The sequence below is a fragment of the Phenylobacterium sp. genome, from assembly GCF_031984885.1.
In the GTDB taxonomy this organism is placed as follows: domain Bacteria; phylum Pseudomonadota; class Alphaproteobacteria; order Caulobacterales; family Caulobacteraceae; genus Phenylobacterium.
Genome location: NZ_DAMABV010000004.1, coordinates 246,695 through 261,736 on the forward strand (window position 1 = coordinate 246,695; position 15,042 = coordinate 261,736).

The window sequence follows — 15,042 nt, forward strand, 5'->3', positions numbered from 1 at the left end:
AGACGCCTGTGGCGAAGTACGACTACGACCTCTTCGTGATCGGGGCCGGTTCCGGCGGCGTGCGCGCCGGGCGGCTGGCGGCGCTGTCGGGGGCCAAGGTGGGCCTAGCCGAAGAGCATCGCGTCGGCGGCACCTGCGTGATCCGCGGCTGCGTGCCGAAGAAGTTCATGGTCTACGCTTCGGAATTCGCCAACCAGGCGCAGGTGGCCGAGGGCTACGGCTGGTCGGTCGGCGAGGCGCAGTTCGACTGGGCGCGCTTCCTGGAGGCCAAGGACCGCGAGATCGCCCGCCTGTCGGGGATCTATGTCACCAACCTCAGCAACGCCGGGGCCGAGATCGTCCACGCCAAGGCGCGGCTGAAGGACGCCCACACCATCGATCTGGCGGACAAGGGCGAGGTGACCGCCGACAAGATCCTGATCGCCACGGGCGGTCGTCCCTGGAAGCCGACCGAGTTCGCCGGTTCGGAGCACATCATCACCTCCGAAGAGGCCTTTCATCTGCCCGAGCTGCCCAAGCGGATCATGATCGCCGGCGGCGGCTACATCGCCGTGGAGTTCGCCGGGATCTTCGCGGGCCTCGGCGTCGACACCACCCTGGTCTATCGCGGCCCCAACATCCTGCGCGGCTTCGATGACGACGTCCGCGCGCACCTCGCCGAGGAAATGAAGAAGCGCGGCGTGAAGGTGATGCTGGGCTGCCAGCACGAGAGCATCGAGAAGACCGCCACCGGCTATGTCAGCCACATGGACGGCTGCGGCGACATCGAGACCGATCTCGTCATGTTCGCGACCGGCCGCAAGCCCTATGTCGAGGGGCTGGGCCTGGAGACCGCCGGCGTGCTGCTCAACGATGGGGGCGCGATCGCGGTCGACAAGTTCTCCAGGACCAATGTCGAGAACATCTGGGCGGTGGGCGACGTCACCGACCGCATCAACCTGACGCCGGTGGCGATCCGCGAGGGCGCGGCCTTCGCCCAGACCGAGTTCTACGGCAACCCGACCACCTTCGATCACGACATGGTCGCCTCGGCGGTGTTCTCGCAGCCGCCGGTCGGCTCCGTGGGCCTGTCGGAGGCCGACGCCCGCCATCTTCATGGCAAGGTCGACATCTACCTGTCCCGCTTCAGGCCGATGAAGACGACCTTCTACGGGGGCGACGAGCGTTGCATGATCAAGCTGGTGGTGGAGGCGGGCAGCGAGAAGATCCTCGGCTGTCACGTCGTGGGGCCGGATTCGCCGGAGATCATCCAGATGGCCGCCATCGCCCTGAAGATGGGCGTGACCAAGCCGCAGTGGGATTCGACCTGCGCCGTCCATCCGACCCTGGCCGAAGAACTGGTGACCATGCGCGACAAGTACGTGCCGCAGGGCACGGCGGCGTGACGACGACGGCTGCGCCCGGTCAGGTTCGGGAAGCGGCCTGGTTTGGATGGGTGCTGGCTTTCGTCTTCACCCTGACCCCGATCGCGGGCTGGGTAGGGCCGCTGGCCTTCGCCCCCGTGGTCGGGCTGGGCGGATTTCTTAGCCTGGGCGCGCTGCGGATCGGCGACAAGGACCGCCCCGCGGCCTTGGCGATCCTGGTGCTGGCGGCCTGGGCCCTGGCCTCGATGGTCTGGAGCCCGTTCCACCCGGCCAAGGCCGAGCAGGCCACGGCGATGAAGCTGGTGCTGCAGGCGGTGCTCTATTGGGCGCTGTTCCGGGCGGCGGGCGCGGCGTCGGCGCCCAGCCGGACGCTGGCCCTGCGCATCTTCGCCTGGGGCCTGGCGCTGCTGGGCGCGCTGCTGGCGATCGAGGCCCTGACCGGCGCGGCCGTCTATCAGGCGCTGCGCCAGGCGATGAACGATCCGATCCGGCCGGACCTGGCGGTCAAGAACGTCGCCCAGGGCGGCTTCGTGCTGGCGGTGCTGACGCCCGCCGCGGCCCTGGCGGGCTGGCGGACCGGGGACGGGGTGTGGCCGGGCCTGCTGATGGCGGCCGGCGTCCTGGGCGCCAGCCTGGGGCTCGACGCCGACGCGCCGGCGATCGCGCTGCTGCTCAGCGGGCTGGCGACCTGGGCGGTCTGGCGCTGGCCGGCGGCCGCGCCGCGGGCCCTGGGCGGAATGGCGGCGCTGTTCTTCCTGTCCGCGCCCGGGATCGTCTGGGCGACGCGCAAGCTGGGCTGGTTCCAGGCTCTGGAGGCGGAGGTGCCGCTCTCCTGGTCGATGCGGATGAGCTACTGGCGGCACGCGGGCGACTGGATCGGCGACCACCCGTTCCGGGGCTGGGGCATCGACGCCAGCCGCATGTTCGGGCCCGGGATCACCCTGCACCCGCACAACGGCGCGCTGCAGGTCTGGCTGGAGCTGGGCCTGATCGGCGCCACCGCCGCGGCGGTGTTCTGGTTCGTGGCGATCGCCACCCAGGGTCATCCGCGCCGCGACCTGGGCCGGGCGGTCGCGGCCGGCACCGCGGTGGCCTACCTGACCTTCTCGGCGGTCTCCTTCGGCATGTGGCAGGAGTGGTGGCTGGCGGTGGGCGGCCTGGCCGCGACCGGATGCCTGGCGGTGCAGCGTCAGGGCCAGGACCGCGCGGAAAACGCCTGGTAAGGCGGCCAACGCCTTCCTACGTCATCGACTGCGCAATCATTCTGGGTTTAGAAGCCCTCGGCCCGTTCGTCGTGCGGGCGCGGAGTTGAGCCATGACCGAACACTGGACCCCTGCCTCCTGGAGGAACAAGCCCGCCAAGCATCTGCCGACCGACTATCCGGACCTGGCGGAACTGGCGAAGGTGGAACAGGTGCTGCGCGGCATGCCGCCGCTGGTGTTCGCCGGCGAGGCGCGCCGCCTGAAGGGCCTGCTGGGCGAGGTGGCCGAGGGCCGCGCCTTCCTGCTGCAGGGCGGCGACTGCGCCGAGAGCTTCAAGGAATTCCACGCCGACAACATCCGCGACACCTTCCGCCTGATCCTGCAGATGGCGGTGGTGCTGACCTTCGCCGGCGGCAAGCCGGTGGTGAAGGTGGGGCGCATGGCCGGCCAGTTCGCCAAGCCGCGCTCGTCGCCCGTCGAGACCGTGAACGGCGTCGAGCTGCCGTCCTACCGTGGCGACATCATCAACGGCATGGAGTTCGACGAGGGCTCGCGCACGCCCGACCCGCAACGCCTGCTGCAGGCCTACGGCCAGTCGGCCGCCACCCTCAATCTGTTGCGCGCCTTCGCGGGCGGCGGCTATGCCGACCTCTACAACATCCACCGCTGGACCCTGGGCTTCGTCGCCGACAGCCCGCAGGGCGCCAAGTACCGCGAACTGTCGGAGAAGATCAGCGAGGCGCTGACCTTCATGGCCGCCATCGGCGTGACGCCCGACAGCCAGCCCGACCTGCATCGGGTGGAGTTCTTCACCAGCCACGAGGCCCTGCTGCTGGGCTTCGAGGAGGCGATGACCCGCGTCGATTCCACCTCGGGCGAGTGGTACGACACCTCCGCCCACCTGGTCTGGATCGGTGAGCGCACCCGCCAGTTGGACGGCGCCCACATCGAGTTCTTCCGCGGCATCAAGAACCCGATCGGCGTGAAGTGCGGCCCGACCATGGAGCCGGACGACCTGTTGCGCCTGATCGACGTGCTCAATCCCAAGAACGAGCCGGGCCGCCTGACGCTCTATGGCCGCTTCGGCCACGACAAGATCGCCGAGCGCCTGCCGCGCCTGCTGCAGGCGACCAAGAAGGCCGGCCGCTCGGTGGTCTGGGCCATCGACCCGATGCACGGCAACACCCTGACCGCCGCCAACGGCTACAAGACCCGGCCGTTCGACCGCATCCTCTCCGAGGTCCGCAGCTTCGTGCAGATCGCCGAATCCGAGGGCGTGCACCCGGGCGGCGTCCACCTGGAGATGACCGGCCAGAACGTCACCGAATGCCTGGGCGGGGCGCGGGCCCTGACCGAGGGCGACCTGGCCGACCGCTACCATACGCACTGCGACCCGCGCCTGAACGGCGAGCAGGCGCTGGAGCTGGCCTTCCTGGTGGCCGAGAAGCTGAAGGAAGAGCGGCTCGAGGCGGCGCTGCGCGCGGCGATCTAGACCGCGCCTGCGGGCGCCTGGAAAATGAGCACCAAGGCCGGCTCGCCCCTTGCGGCGGGCCGGCCAACGCGTCACGTTCCGCGCCTCTTTGAAAACCGGTGAGATCATGGCCGACCCGGCCCAGGCTGCCCTTCCCTCGGGAGGGCGCGAAATCGACGTCGTGCGCACCGAGACGGCCGAGTTGTGGAAGCTCTCCTGGCCGGTCGTGCTCTCGCGCCTGGGCATCATGGTCATGGGGCTGTCCGACGCCATCGTCGTCGGGCGCTTCTCGGCCACGCAGCTCGGCTATCACGCCCTGGCCTGGGCGCCGACCAGCGTGGTCGTCACCATGTGCGTGGGCCTGCTGACCGGGGTTCAGGTGATGACCGCCCGGCGGATCGGGCAGGGGCGCCGCGAACTGACCGGGGCGGTGCTGCGCCGGGGGCTGGTCTACAGCTTCTGGATCGGGATCGCCTCGACCGTGGTCACCGTGCTGGCCGGCCCGACCTTCCTGCATGTGATCGGGCTGGACCAGGATCTCGCGGACGGCGCGGCCCAGGCGATGCTGATCTTCGCCCTGTCCCTGCCGGGATACGCCTTCAGCGTGGCCGCCAGCTTCTGGCTGGAAGGGCTGGGCAAGCCCAAGCCGGGGGCGGTCATGATGTGGCTGGCCAACGGCGTGAACCTGGCGCTGCTGCTGCTGCTGGTGCCCGGGACCTTCGGCCTGCCGGCCCTGGGCGCCGTCGGCGGCGCCTGGGCGACGACCGGCGCGCGGACCTTCCTGGCCCTGGCGGTCCTGGCCTACATCTGGCGGATGCCCGAGGCGCGGGCGCTGGGCGTCTTCGACAGGCCCGAGCGCGACAAGCCCTCCGAGGTCGAGCAGCGGCGGATCGGCTACGGCGCCGGCGCCTCCAACTTCTTCGAAGTGGCGGCCTTCGCCTCGATGAACATCTTCGCCGGCTGGATGGGCGGCCTCAGCGTCGCGGCCTGGGCGGTGGTGCTGAACGTCGCGGCCCTGGTCTTCATGGTGCCGCTGGGCCTTTCGACCGGCACGGCGGTGATGGTCGGCCGCGCCTATGGCGCGCGCGACGCCCGGGGCGTGACCCGGGCGGGCCTGATCGGGTTCGGCATGACCGCCGTCTTCGGCCTGGTGATCTCGCTGGTGATCTGGCCGAGCGCGAACCTGATCAGCCTGGCCTACACCTCCGACAAGGTGGTGGTGGCCATGGCCTCGGCGGCGCTGGTGCTGTCGTGCCTGTTCTTCCTGGTCGACGCCCTGCAGGTGGTGATCGCCCAGGCGCTGCGGGCGCGCGGCGACGTCTGGCTGCCGACCTTCACCCACCTGACCAGCTACGTCGTGGTGATGATGCCGCTGGCCTGGTTCCTGGCCATTCACCTGCAGATCGGGCTGAACGGCATCGTCTGGGCGGTGATCGCCGCCTCCTTCCTGTCGGCCGGCCTGCTCGGCGCCCGGTTCTGGATGCTGGCGAACCGCGGGTTGTAGCTGAACTATTTTTCGCGCGGTGAACGGTCGATTCACGCTGATCTGCGAGGGTGCCGCCCATGGTCCTCTCGCCCAAGATCACCGCCCGCGTCCTGCTGATCGCCGCCGCCGTCGTGTGCGGCGTGGGCATGATCACGCCCGGCCTGCAGGGGGTGGAGAAGACCTTCGTGCCGGCCGACAAGGCCGCGCACTTCATCGCCTTCTATGGCCTGACCGTGCTGATGATGGCGGCCTTCCCCAAGAACCGCCGGCTTGAGATCACCCTGGCGGCGATCATGCTGGGCGCCTCGATCGAGGTGGCGCAGATGTTCACCCATCGCGGCGTCAGCTTCAGCGATCTGGCCGCCGACGCCGCCGGCGCCTTTGCGGTCTGGGTCCCGATGTGGATCCAATCCCTGCGCAGCCCGCCGGTGGTGGAGCGCCGACGCCGGGCCTCCGACCGCGTCCCGGAAACCTCCGCCGCCTAGGCTTCGACGCCGAGAATCCAGCCCTCTTCGGTCTCGGCGTCCAGCAGGACGTCCGCCGCCCCGCTCCTGGCCGCGAAGATCGCGTCCAGCTTGCCGGTCTCGTCCAGGCGGGCGAAGTGCTCGGCGCTCACCCGGACCTGGGCCTGGTCCTTGATCTCGCCCGGCTGCGGCTGGGCCTTGTAGAGCGAGGGATAGACCTCGGCCACCACCACCTCGACCCCGGCCAGGTCGGCCTCGGTCAGCGCCTTGAAGCCGGTCTCGAAGGGCCAGACCTTGACCCCTTCGCCGCGCGCGAGCTTGAGGCGGCGGACCGCCGGGATGCCCAGGATCGCCTGACCGCCGACGGAGCCGTTGTAGTAGAGTTTCCAGATCGAGGCCGCGCCCTTGGCGGCCACGTCCGCATGGCGGAACTCGGGCAGGTCTTCCGGGCCATGGGCGCGCTGGCGCTTGGGCTGCAGCGTGGTCAGGGCGTCCTTGGGCGGACAGCCCCAGAACGGGAAGGGTCCGCCGGTCAGCCGCCGGTTGATCTCCGAGCCGACGCCGAAGCGGTTGTTGGTGTTGTCGGCCTTGTCCTTGACCATCTTGTCGAGCTGGTCCCAGACCGCGCGCCAGGGCAGGTCGCCCGGCAGGCCCAGCGCCTTGGCCAGGCCCCGCGGGAAGCCGAGCGGGAAGTCGAAGCCGACCAGGGCGCGCTCGCCCCGCTTCCTGAAGTCGTCCAGGATCTCGGCCAGCTTCTTCTCGGCCTCGGCCCGGGTGGCCGGGTTGAAGGACTCGAACGTCAGGCGAAAGCGCAGGTCGCGCTTCATCACTCCGATCCAGACGGAGTCGGGGCCCGTCGCGGGCTTGGCCGCCGCGCTCCAGTCGACGATCACATAGGCGCTGAAGAGGCGAGACACGGGTAACTCCGGCAGACGCTAACCCCTGGCTTGTAGCGGCTCGTTCCCGGCCGGCCAACGGCCGATGCGCGCCGGGGCGATCAGGTCAATTTGACCAGCATCTTGCCGAAGTTCTCGCCGGAGAAGAGCTTGAGGAAGGCCTCGGGCGCCCGCTCGACGCCCTCGACCACCGTCTCCTTCCACTTCAGCCTGCCGGCGGCGTGCCATTCGGCCAGGTCGTGGTGAAAGGCCTGCAGCAGGTCGTAGTGGCTGGAGACGATGAAGCCCTCCATGCGGATCTGCTTGCCCACGGCCAGGGCGATGTTGCGCGGCCCGGGCGGCGGGGTGGTGGCGTTGTACATCGAGATCATCCCGCACAGCGCGAAGCGGGCGAAGGGGCGGGCGCAGTTGAGCGCCGCCTCCAGGTGCTCGCCGCCGACGTTCTCGAAATAGACGTCGACGCCCTCGGGGGCCGCCGCCTCCAGCGCCTTCGTCAGGTCGGGGACGGCCTTGTAGTCGATGACCTCGTCGACCTCGAGTTCCTCCTTGAGGAAGGCGACCTTCTCGGCGCCGCCGGCCGAACCGATCACCTTGTGGCCCTTCAGCTTGGCGATCTGGCAGACCATCGAGCCGACCGCCCCGGAGGCGGCGGATACGAACACCACGTCGCCCTCCCGCAGGCCGGCGACCCGCAGCAGGCCCGCATAGGCGGTCATCCCGGGCATGCCGGCGGCGCCCAGGAAGGTCTGGGGCGGCAGGCCCATGGCGTCGACCTTCTGGACCATGGAGGCGTGGGCGTTGAACGCCTCGCGCCAGCCGTAGTTGGACTGCACCAGGTCCCCCGGCTTGAAGCCCTCGTCGCCCGAGGCGATCACCGTGCCGATGGCGCCGCCGTGCATGGCCTCGCCCAGGGCGTAGGGCGGCGAGTAGCTTTTGGCGTCGTTCATGCGGCCGCGCATGTAGGGATCGACGGTCATCCAGTCGTTGCGCACCTGGACCTCGCCGGCGGCCGGCGGGGGCAGGGTGACGAGCGCCAGTTCGAAGTTGTCGGCGGTGGGCAGGCCGACGGGGCGGCTCTTCAGCCGGACCTCGCGCGAGGTGGTCATCTGGCGTCTCCCTGTTGTTCCACGGCCATGTTGGCGCTCGGCGCAGGTGGCGTCGAGGGGGCCTTCCGTGTAAGGCGCGGCCCTTAGGTTGGTTTCGGAGCGAATCCATGGGCGAACCCCTGCGAGGCGGCGTCATCGGCGCCGGCGTCTTCGGCGGCCATCATGCGCGCAAATACGCCGCTGCGCCGGGGGCGGTGCTGTCGGCGGTGCTCGACACCCACCATCCTGATCGGGCCGCGGCCCTGGCGGTCCCGCTCGGCGGGCGCGCCTTCTACAAGATGGACGAGTTCCTGGAGGCCTGCGACGTGGTCACGGTGGCCTCTCCGGCCAGCGCCCACATCGAGGGCGCCCTGGCGGCGCTGAAGGCGGGCAAGCCGGTCTATATCGAAAAGCCGATCGCCATCAGCCTGGCCGACGCCGACAAGATCATGGCGCAGGCGGACAAGCAGAACCTGGTCGTCGCCTGCGGCCACCAGGAGCGGGTGGTGTTCCAGGCCATGGGCCTGTTCGACATTCCCGAGCAGCCGTTGCGGCTGGAATCGATCCGCCACGGCACGCCTTCGGAACGCAGCCTCGACGTCTCGGTGGTGCTGGACCTGATGATCCACGACCTGGACCTGGCGCTGTCGCTCTCGACCGCCCAGCCGCTGGCTGTGGAGGGCGAGGGGAAGGTCGATTTCTCCGGCGGCTGGGACCAGGCGCGGGCCGAGGTCACCTTCGACGACGGCTTCACGGCGGTGTTCGACTCCTCGCGCATGGCGCTGGAGCGCAAGCGCAGCATGAAGCTGGTCTATCCCTCGGGCGAGGTCGAGATCGACTTCATCAGCCGCAAGTTCCGCAACACCACCGGCTTCCCGCTGAATGAGGACTATGCCGACGCGCCGGCCGTGAAGGACACCCTGGCGACCAGCGTCGAGGGTTTCCTGGCGGCGGTGCGCGGCGACTCGCCTCGCCCGATCGTGACCGCCCAGGAGGCGGCCCGCGCGCTCGATCTGGCGCTGGCGGTCGAACAGGCGTTGGAGGATCGGGGCTAGCGGCGTTAGGCTTGCTGGACCCCAGCGGTGGAGCACGGCCATGACCAAGTTCGCCTACGACTTTGAGTTCCACACCATCGATGGCGGCCACCTGCCGCTTGAGACCTATCGGGACAAGGTCGTGCTGGTGGTGAACACCGCCTCCCAGTGCGGACTGACGCCCCAGTACGAAGGGCTGGAGAAGCTCTACAGCGACTATCGCGAGCAGGGGCTGGTGGTGTTGGGCGTGCCCTGCAACCAATTCGCCGGCCAGGAGCCGGGCACCGAGACCGAGATCAAGGAATTCTGCGAGACCCGCTTCAACGTCGACTTCCCGCTGACCGGCAAGACCGACGTGAAGGGCGACACCGCCCACCCGTTCTACAAGTGGGCCAGGGACGTGCTGGGCGAGCCGGCCGAGCCGGTCTGGAATTTCCACAAGATCCTGGTCGGCAAGGACGGCAAGCTGATCCGCGCGTTCGGCCCGCGCACCGAACCGCTGGACGACGAGGTCGTCGGCGCCATCAAGGCGGCGCTCTAGGCCCCGATGCGCACCATCGGACTGCTCGGCGGCATGAGCGCCGAGAGCACGGCCCTCTACTACCAGGCGATGAACCGCATGGTGCGCGAGCGGCTGGGCGGACTGCATTCCATGCAGATGCTGATGTGGTCGGTGGACTTCGCGCCGATCGCCCGGATGCAGGCCGACGGCGACTGGGAGGCGGCGGGCGAGGCGCTGGCCCAGGCCGCCGCCCGGCTCGAACTGGCCGGGGCCGAGGCGATCATGATCGGGGCCAACACCATGCACCTGGTCGCGGACCAGGTGCAGGCCGCGGTCGGCGTTCCGCTGATCCACATCGCCGACGCGACCGCGGACGCGGTGAAGGCGGTCGGCTGTTAGCGGCCGCTGCTGCTGGCCACCCGCTTCACCATGGAGAAGGCGTTCTATCGCGACCGCCTGAAGGCCCAGGGCGTCGAGGCGATGATCCCGGACGACGCCGGGCGCGAGCGGCTGCATGCGATCATCTATGACGAGCTGTGCCAGGGCGTGATCTCCCCGGCCTCCAAGGCAGAGGTGCTGGCCATGATCGCCCGAGCCGCCGAGGCCGACTGCGTGATCTTCGGCTGCACCGAGGTCGGGTTGCTGCTGTCGCCGGAGGATCTCGATCGTCCGGTGATCGACACCGCGCTGGTCCACGCAAAGGCCGGCGTGGATTTCGCGCTCGGCTAGGCGCCGCTCAGATCAGCCGTTCGTCCGCGCCGAGATGGAACGGCGGATCGTCATCGTCGTCCGGCGCCGGATCGGCCAGCAACGGACTGGGCGCGACGGCGGCGACGCGCGGGGCGAGCGGCCGGCGCAGAATGGCCTCGGCCCTGGCCAGCCAGCGGTTGGCTTCCTGCATGGCCTCGCCCGGCGAGGTCGACCGCCGCCGGGTCTCGTCGCCCGCCAGCCACAGGTCGAGATCGAAGTCGGGATGGTGCGGGTCATCGAAGATCAGCCGCAAGGTCACCCGCGCCGCATGCTCCAGGGTCTGGTCGAGCGCACGCCGGGCCTCGCCCCGATGGGCCCTGGCCACCACCTGGCCATCGACGATGACCTCGGCGCCCATCAGCTCGTCCAGGCGATAGATCAGCAGCCAGCCCCCGGTGTCCCAGGCGACGGCCAGCAAGCCCGTGGAGGTGTTGAAGCCCGCGCCTCGTCCGCGTCCGCGCGCCAGGACGACAGCCTCGGGCGGGCCCTTCAGCACGCGTTTCAGCGCCCGCCGGATGCGCCGCTCCTCGTCCATCGTCCAGGCCGCGACGCTGCCCAGCAGGGTCACGACGACGCCGGCCAGGGCGAGCAGCAGGAAGAGCCTGGGCCATTCGTTCATGGCTTGACGGTAGCGCCGTTCGCGGAAAGCGAGAAGAGCAGCCTCGACCGATGATTGAACTGTCATGACGCCGGTGTCTTCATGGGCGGACGAACGACATCGATCACCAGGCATCAGGAGCGCGACATGGGTTTGCTGGACAGCATTCTGGGCGGAGCGGGCGGCGGCGACGGCTCGCCGATCGGCGCGATCACCGATCTTCTGGGCGCGCAGGAAGGCGGTCTCGGCGGCCTGATCGGCGCCTTCGAACAGGGCGGCCTCGGCGAAATCGCGAAATCATGGGTCTCCAGCGGCGGCAACCTGCCGATCTCGGCCGAACAGATCCAGGCGGTGCTGTCCTCGGGCATGCTGGCGCAGTTCGCGAGCAAGCTGGGCGTCGACCCGCAGGTGGCGGCGGCCACCCTGGCCCAGATCCTGCCGCAGGTGATCGATCACCTGACGCCGGACGGCCAGGTTCCCTCCGGCGGGCTCGGCGGCCTTGGCGGGTTCGGCGGACTGGGCGGGATCGCCGACATCCTCGGCAAGCTGCGGGGCTAAAGCTCGCTCGACCACCATCGTTTGAGCCGGGTGAGCATCCGCCAGCTCAGATAGATGACGCCGATGGCGCAGGCCAGCAGCACCACCGCCACCGCGATGGCGATGTGCGGCTGGCTGAGCACCAGCCACAGGCCCCCGGCGGTGACCACGTCCTCGATGCTGCTGACGGCCATGTTGCTGACCGGCTCGGGACTGGTGTTGACCGCCGCGCGGGCGCTGGCCTTGGCGCCGTGGCTCAGCAGGGCCGCGCCGCCGCCCAGCATGAAGACCACCACCTGCCAGGCCGGGTCCGACGCATCGACGATCGCCAGGGCCAGCAGGGCGCCGCCCAGCGGGCGGATGAGGGTGTGGGGCCCGTCCCACAGGCTGTCGAACCACATTACCTTGTCGGCGACCAGCTCGGCGATCGCGCCCAGGGCGGCGACGCCGATCACCCAGGGATTGGCCAGGGCGTCCAGCGCCTGGATCTTCTGCGGCAGGTCGATGACCCCGAAACGCATGGCCAGGCCCGCCGCGGCGATGCAGGCGTAGAGCCGCCACCCCGCCAGAAAGCTCAGGCTTGCGGCGACCCCGACGAGTTCGACCGCGCCCATGGCCCGATCTCCCAGCAGCTTCTCGCGGCCACGCTAGCCCCGATCAACCGCAAGGAGAAGCGCCCAGGCCGGCCGCGCAGGCGTGAACTAGATGTCCAGCTCGACGACCAGGGGCACGTGGTCGGACGGCTTGTCCCAGCCGCGCACGTCCTTGTGGATCACGCAGCCGCGCAGCAGGTCCGCGGCCTGGGGCGAGAGCAGGGCGTGGTCGATGCGGATGCCGTTGTTCCGCTGCCAGGCGCCGGCCTGATAGTCCCAGAAGGTGTAGGCGCCGGGCGCGCCGTCGGCGCTCATATAGGCTTCCGTCAGGCCCAGCCATTGCAAGGCCCGGAACGCCTCGCGGCTCTGCGGCTGGAAGAGGGCGTCGCCCAGCCAGTTTTCCGGGTGGGCCGCGTCGCGCGCCTCGGGGATGACGTTGTAGTCGCCGACCAGGGCCAGCGGCTCCTCGTAGCTCAGCAGTTCGCGGGCGTGGGCGTTCAGCCGCGCCATCCAGCCCAGCTTGTAGTCGAACTTCTCGGTGCCGATGGGGTTGCCGTTGGGCAGGTAGATCGAGGCGACGCGCACGGGGCGGGGGCCGCTGATCACCGCCTCCAGATAGCGGGCCTGCTCGTCCGTCTCGTCGCCCGGCAGGCCCTTGCGCACGTCTTCCAGCGGAGCCTTGGAGAGGATGGCCACGCCGTTATAGGTCTTCTGCCCGTGGACGGCGACGTTGTAGCCGAGGCGCTCGAACGCCTCGGCCGGAAATTTCTCGTCGACGCATTTGATTTCCTGCAGGCAGGCGACGTCCGGAACCGCCTCCTCGAACCAGCGCAGCACCGTTTCCAGGCGTGCGTTGACAGAATTTACGTTCCAGGTCGCGATACGCATCGACTGCTCCAGCTAGGGATCCGGACGCTAGAGGCGCGGCTTCTTGCGCTCAAGCCCTGCGAACGCACGTGACGTCGCGGCCATGATGGTCTAGCTACCTGCGACCAATTGTCATTGCAGGGGGTACTCATGTCGCGTTTTGCAAAGCTGGCCATGGTCGGCGCAGCGGTGCTGACTGCGGCGCCGGCCGGCGCGTTCGCCCAGGGTCGTCCGGCCAAGGCGTCCAACGCCCAGAAGATGCAGGAAGCCGCGTCGGCTGAAGTTCCGCGCTGCAACCGCAAGCTCGGCACGCTGTCCATCACCAACGGCGACGATCCGCGCGGTTGGAACCAGTACAACCTGGCCCCGCCGGCCAAGCTGCTGCGCTCGATCGTGCAGCGGTCGGGCTGCTTCAACCTGGTGGACCGCGGCGCGGGCCTCAATGCGGCGCAGGCCGAGCGCGACATCGGCTCGGGCCTGGGCATGCAGCGCGGGTCGAACGTCGGCCAGGGCCAGATCAAGGCCGCGGACTACGTCCTGGTCGCCGAAGTGCAGGCCGCTGACGGCAACGCCGGCGGCTCGGCCCTGGCCGGCATCGCCGGCGGCCTGATCGGCGGCACCGCCGGCGCGCTGGTGGGCGGCATCAAGACCCGCAAGCTGGAAGCCAACACCGTGCTGTCGCTGACCAATGTCCGCACGACGGAAACCGTGTCGGTGACCGACGGCTATGCGGTGAAGAACGACATCGGCTGGAGCGCCGGCGGCGGCGGCTTCGGCTCCACCGGCTTCGGCGGCGCCGTCGGCGGCGGCTACGAAGACACCGACACCGGCCGCATCGTGACCCTGGCTTTCATCCAGGCCTATTCGAAGATGGTCAACGAGCTGGGCCTGGTGGCCGATTCGCCCGGTGCGGCCCAGGCTTCGCCGACCAAGACCTTCACGGCGACGGCCCCGGTCAACATGCGCCGGACCGCCGACCCCAACGGCGCCCTGATTCGCGCGCTGCAGCCGGGCGCGATCCTCTATCCGACCGGCCAGAAGAACGGCCTGTGGTGGGAGGTCGCCGACGAGAACGACAATGTCGGCTGGGTGCTGAACACCAAGCTCGAACCCTCCCGCTAAGGGTTCGAAGGGGCGGGGGCCAAGGCTCCCGCCCTTTTCGATTCCGGAGGGGCGATCAGGACCAGGCGGCCCGATCGGGGTCCTCGCGCCACACCCGCCAGCTTTCGAAGACCGCGAGGACAGCCGCGGCGAGCAGCCCGACCGCCAGAGCCTGCAGCCCGGCGGGCTGCGGCGCAAAGGGAGCGGCGAGAATCCCCGCCAGCCCACCCCAGAAGAACAGCCGGCCCATCAACCGATTGGACTTGTCCCAGGCCAGGCGACTGGCGAGCGTCCACGGCGTGCGCACGCCGATCAGCGGGTTGGGCGCGACCTTCCCGAGATAGGCGCCGATACCGGCCAGGGTGAAGCTGATCGTCAGGTGCCCGAAGAGGGCCGCGCCGACGGACGTCAAGCCAAACGCCATCGCCGCCATGAGGACGCTGACCGCACTGGCGACCCCGACGATGACGATCGTGGTCAGCGTCATCACGCGAGGTGAGGCCTGAGGAACTCTCCGGCCGAGCGAGAGGTGCCTCAGGCCGAAGGTGGCGACCGCGGAGAGACCGGCCATCAGGCCGATGACGAAGGCGGTTTCGCGCCGGGTTCCCCAGCGATCCACTTCTCCGGAAAGATCGAAGTGCATCGGGATCGGCGAAGTCGGCCCGAACCGGGCGATGTACAGGGCCAGTGCGATCTGGCCGGCCGTGGCGGCCAGCGCAGCCGTTCGAACGAGGGAGCGGTTCATGCCTCTGAAGCCTTCTGTTCGGGGAGGGGGCGACGGTCCATGAGCTCCAGCAGGAAGGCTACGGCCTCTTCGACCGCCGAAATGTTCAGGCGATAGCGTATCGAAGCGCCTTCGCGCTCGGCTTCCACCAGTCCAGCCTCCTTCAGGGCCGTGAGGTGTCCGGTGACGGTGGGCCAGGCCATGTCGAACGCCGCCGCGATGTCGCCGGAGGCCATGGGGCGTTCGCGCAGCATCTCGACGATGCGGCGGCGAACCGGGTGCGAGAGGGCCTTGAAGACTGCGCTCATAGGAAAAATCCTAATTAGGAAAATTCCTAAATTCAAGTCAGCTCAAAGTTTGCGGGCAA

The 15,042-nt window shown here is 69.4% G+C and carries 16 protein-coding genes and 1 pseudogene; 10 read left to right on the plus strand and 7 right to left on the minus strand.

What is annotated here, in order from left to right; genetic code table 11:
• The first annotated feature begins 8 nt into the window (after nt 1-8).
• The 5 genes from gor to RTL41_RS08695 all read left to right on the plus strand — a co-directional run bounded on the left by gor (nt 9) and on the right by RTL41_RS08695 (nt 6,009).
• A complete protein-coding gene (gene gor, locus RTL41_RS08675; protein ID WP_312163341.1) occupies nt 9-1,385 on the plus strand; it encodes a glutathione-disulfide reductase in 1,377 nt (458 codons plus the stop codon).
• Nucleotides 1,386-1,435: 50 nt separating this feature from the next.
• Nucleotides 1,436-2,587 carry an O-antigen ligase family protein gene (locus RTL41_RS08680; RefSeq protein WP_312163343.1) on the plus strand — a complete coding sequence of 384 codons (1,152 nt, stop codon included), beginning with the start codon at nt 1,436-1,438 and terminating at the stop codon, nt 2,585-2,587.
• 92 nt (nt 2,588-2,679) lie between these two features.
• Nucleotides 2,680-4,059, plus strand: a complete 1,380-nt coding sequence (locus RTL41_RS08685) for a class II 3-deoxy-7-phosphoheptulonate synthase (RefSeq protein ID WP_312163345.1) — start codon at nt 2,680-2,682, stop codon at nt 4,057-4,059.
• Nucleotides 4,060-4,165: 106 nt separating this feature from the next.
• Nucleotides 4,166-5,542: an MATE family efflux transporter gene (locus RTL41_RS08690; protein WP_312163346.1), complete on the plus strand. Its 1,377-nt coding sequence runs from the start codon at nt 4,166-4,168 to the stop codon at nt 5,540-5,542.
• Nucleotides 5,543-5,601: 59 nt separating this feature from the next.
• Nucleotides 5,602-6,009 carry a VanZ family protein gene (locus RTL41_RS08695; RefSeq protein WP_312163348.1) on the plus strand — a complete coding sequence of 136 codons (408 nt, stop codon included), beginning with the start codon at nt 5,602-5,604 and terminating at the stop codon, nt 6,007-6,009.
• On the opposite strand, the gene RTL41_RS08700 is transcribed toward RTL41_RS08695, so the two are convergent.
• Together RTL41_RS08700 and RTL41_RS08705 are read right to left on the minus strand one after the other, a co-directional pair.
• Nucleotides 6,006-6,905, minus strand: coding sequence for a cobalamin biosynthesis protein CbiG (locus RTL41_RS08700; protein WP_312163350.1), 900 nt, complete (start codon nt 6,903-6,905; stop codon nt 6,006-6,008). The genes RTL41_RS08695 and RTL41_RS08700 overlap by 4 nt on opposite strands.
• Nucleotides 6,906-6,985: 80 nt before the next feature.
• Nucleotides 6,986-7,990, minus strand: a complete 1,005-nt coding sequence (locus RTL41_RS08705) for an NADP-dependent oxidoreductase (protein WP_312163352.1) — start codon at nt 7,988-7,990, stop codon at nt 6,986-6,988.
• 107 nt (nt 7,991-8,097) lie between these two features.
• Between RTL41_RS08705 and RTL41_RS08710 the strand changes: the two genes are divergently transcribed.
• The 3 genes and pseudogenes from RTL41_RS08710 to RTL41_RS08720 all read left to right on the plus strand — a co-directional run bounded on the left by RTL41_RS08710 (nt 8,098) and on the right by RTL41_RS08720 (nt 10,234).
• Nucleotides 8,098-9,024 carry a Gfo/Idh/MocA family oxidoreductase gene (locus RTL41_RS08710; RefSeq protein ID WP_312163354.1) on the plus strand — a complete coding sequence of 309 codons (927 nt, stop codon included), beginning with the start codon at nt 8,098-8,100 and terminating at the stop codon, nt 9,022-9,024.
• Nucleotides 9,025-9,064: 40 nt separating this feature from the next.
• The gene (locus RTL41_RS08715; protein WP_312163356.1) at nt 9,065-9,544 is read left to right on the plus strand and encodes a glutathione peroxidase; all 480 of its coding nucleotides are present in this window, start codon (nt 9,065-9,067) and stop codon (nt 9,542-9,544) included.
• 6 nt (nt 9,545-9,550) lie between these two features.
• Nucleotides 9,551-10,234 (plus strand): annotated as a pseudogene (locus RTL41_RS08720) (aspartate/glutamate racemase family protein).
• A gap of 7 nt (nt 10,235-10,241) precedes the next feature.
• On the opposite strand, the gene RTL41_RS08725 reads toward RTL41_RS08720, so the two are convergent.
• On the minus strand, nt 10,242-10,940 hold the full coding sequence (locus tag RTL41_RS08725) for a hypothetical protein (RefSeq protein WP_312163358.1): 699 nt from the start codon (nt 10,938-10,940) through the stop codon (nt 10,242-10,244).
• 60 nt (nt 10,941-11,000) lie between these two features.
• Here RTL41_RS08725 and RTL41_RS08730 point away from each other — a divergent pair, with 60 nt between their 5' ends.
• The gene (locus RTL41_RS08730) at nt 11,001-11,411 is read left to right on the plus strand and encodes a YidB family protein (RefSeq protein WP_312163361.1); all 411 of its coding nucleotides are present in this window, start codon (nt 11,001-11,003) and stop codon (nt 11,409-11,411) included.
• Here the strand turns inward: RTL41_RS08730 and RTL41_RS08735 are convergent.
• Nucleotides 11,408-12,004, minus strand: a complete 597-nt coding sequence (locus RTL41_RS08735; RefSeq protein WP_312163363.1) for a DUF4126 domain-containing protein — start codon at nt 12,002-12,004, stop codon at nt 11,408-11,410. The genes RTL41_RS08730 and RTL41_RS08735 overlap by 4 nt on opposite strands.
• 87 nt (nt 12,005-12,091) lie before the next feature.
• Entirely contained in the window at nt 12,092-12,871 is a 780-nt protein-coding gene (xth, locus tag RTL41_RS08740; RefSeq protein WP_312163366.1) for an exodeoxyribonuclease III, read from the minus strand.
• Between the two features lie 129 nt (nt 12,872-13,000).
• Between xth and RTL41_RS08745 the strand changes: the two genes are divergently transcribed.
• Nucleotides 13,001-13,972, plus strand: coding sequence for a CsgG/HfaB family protein (locus tag RTL41_RS08745; protein ID WP_409418318.1), 972 nt, complete (start codon nt 13,001-13,003; stop codon nt 13,970-13,972).
• A 55-nt stretch (nt 13,973-14,027) separates the two neighbouring features.
• Here the strand turns inward: RTL41_RS08745 and RTL41_RS08750 are convergent, their stop codons facing one another.
• Together RTL41_RS08750 and RTL41_RS08755 are read right to left on the minus strand one after the other, a co-directional pair.
• On the minus strand, nt 14,028-14,696 hold the full coding sequence (locus RTL41_RS08750; protein WP_312163369.1) for an SdpI family protein: 669 nt from the start codon (nt 14,694-14,696) through the stop codon (nt 14,028-14,030).
• Nucleotides 14,693-14,983, minus strand: coding sequence for a metalloregulator ArsR/SmtB family transcription factor (locus tag RTL41_RS08755; RefSeq protein WP_312163371.1), 291 nt, complete (start codon nt 14,981-14,983; stop codon nt 14,693-14,695). The genes RTL41_RS08750 and RTL41_RS08755 overlap by 4 nt, the downstream gene beginning before the upstream one ends.
• Nucleotides 14,984-15,042: the final 59 nt, after the last annotated feature.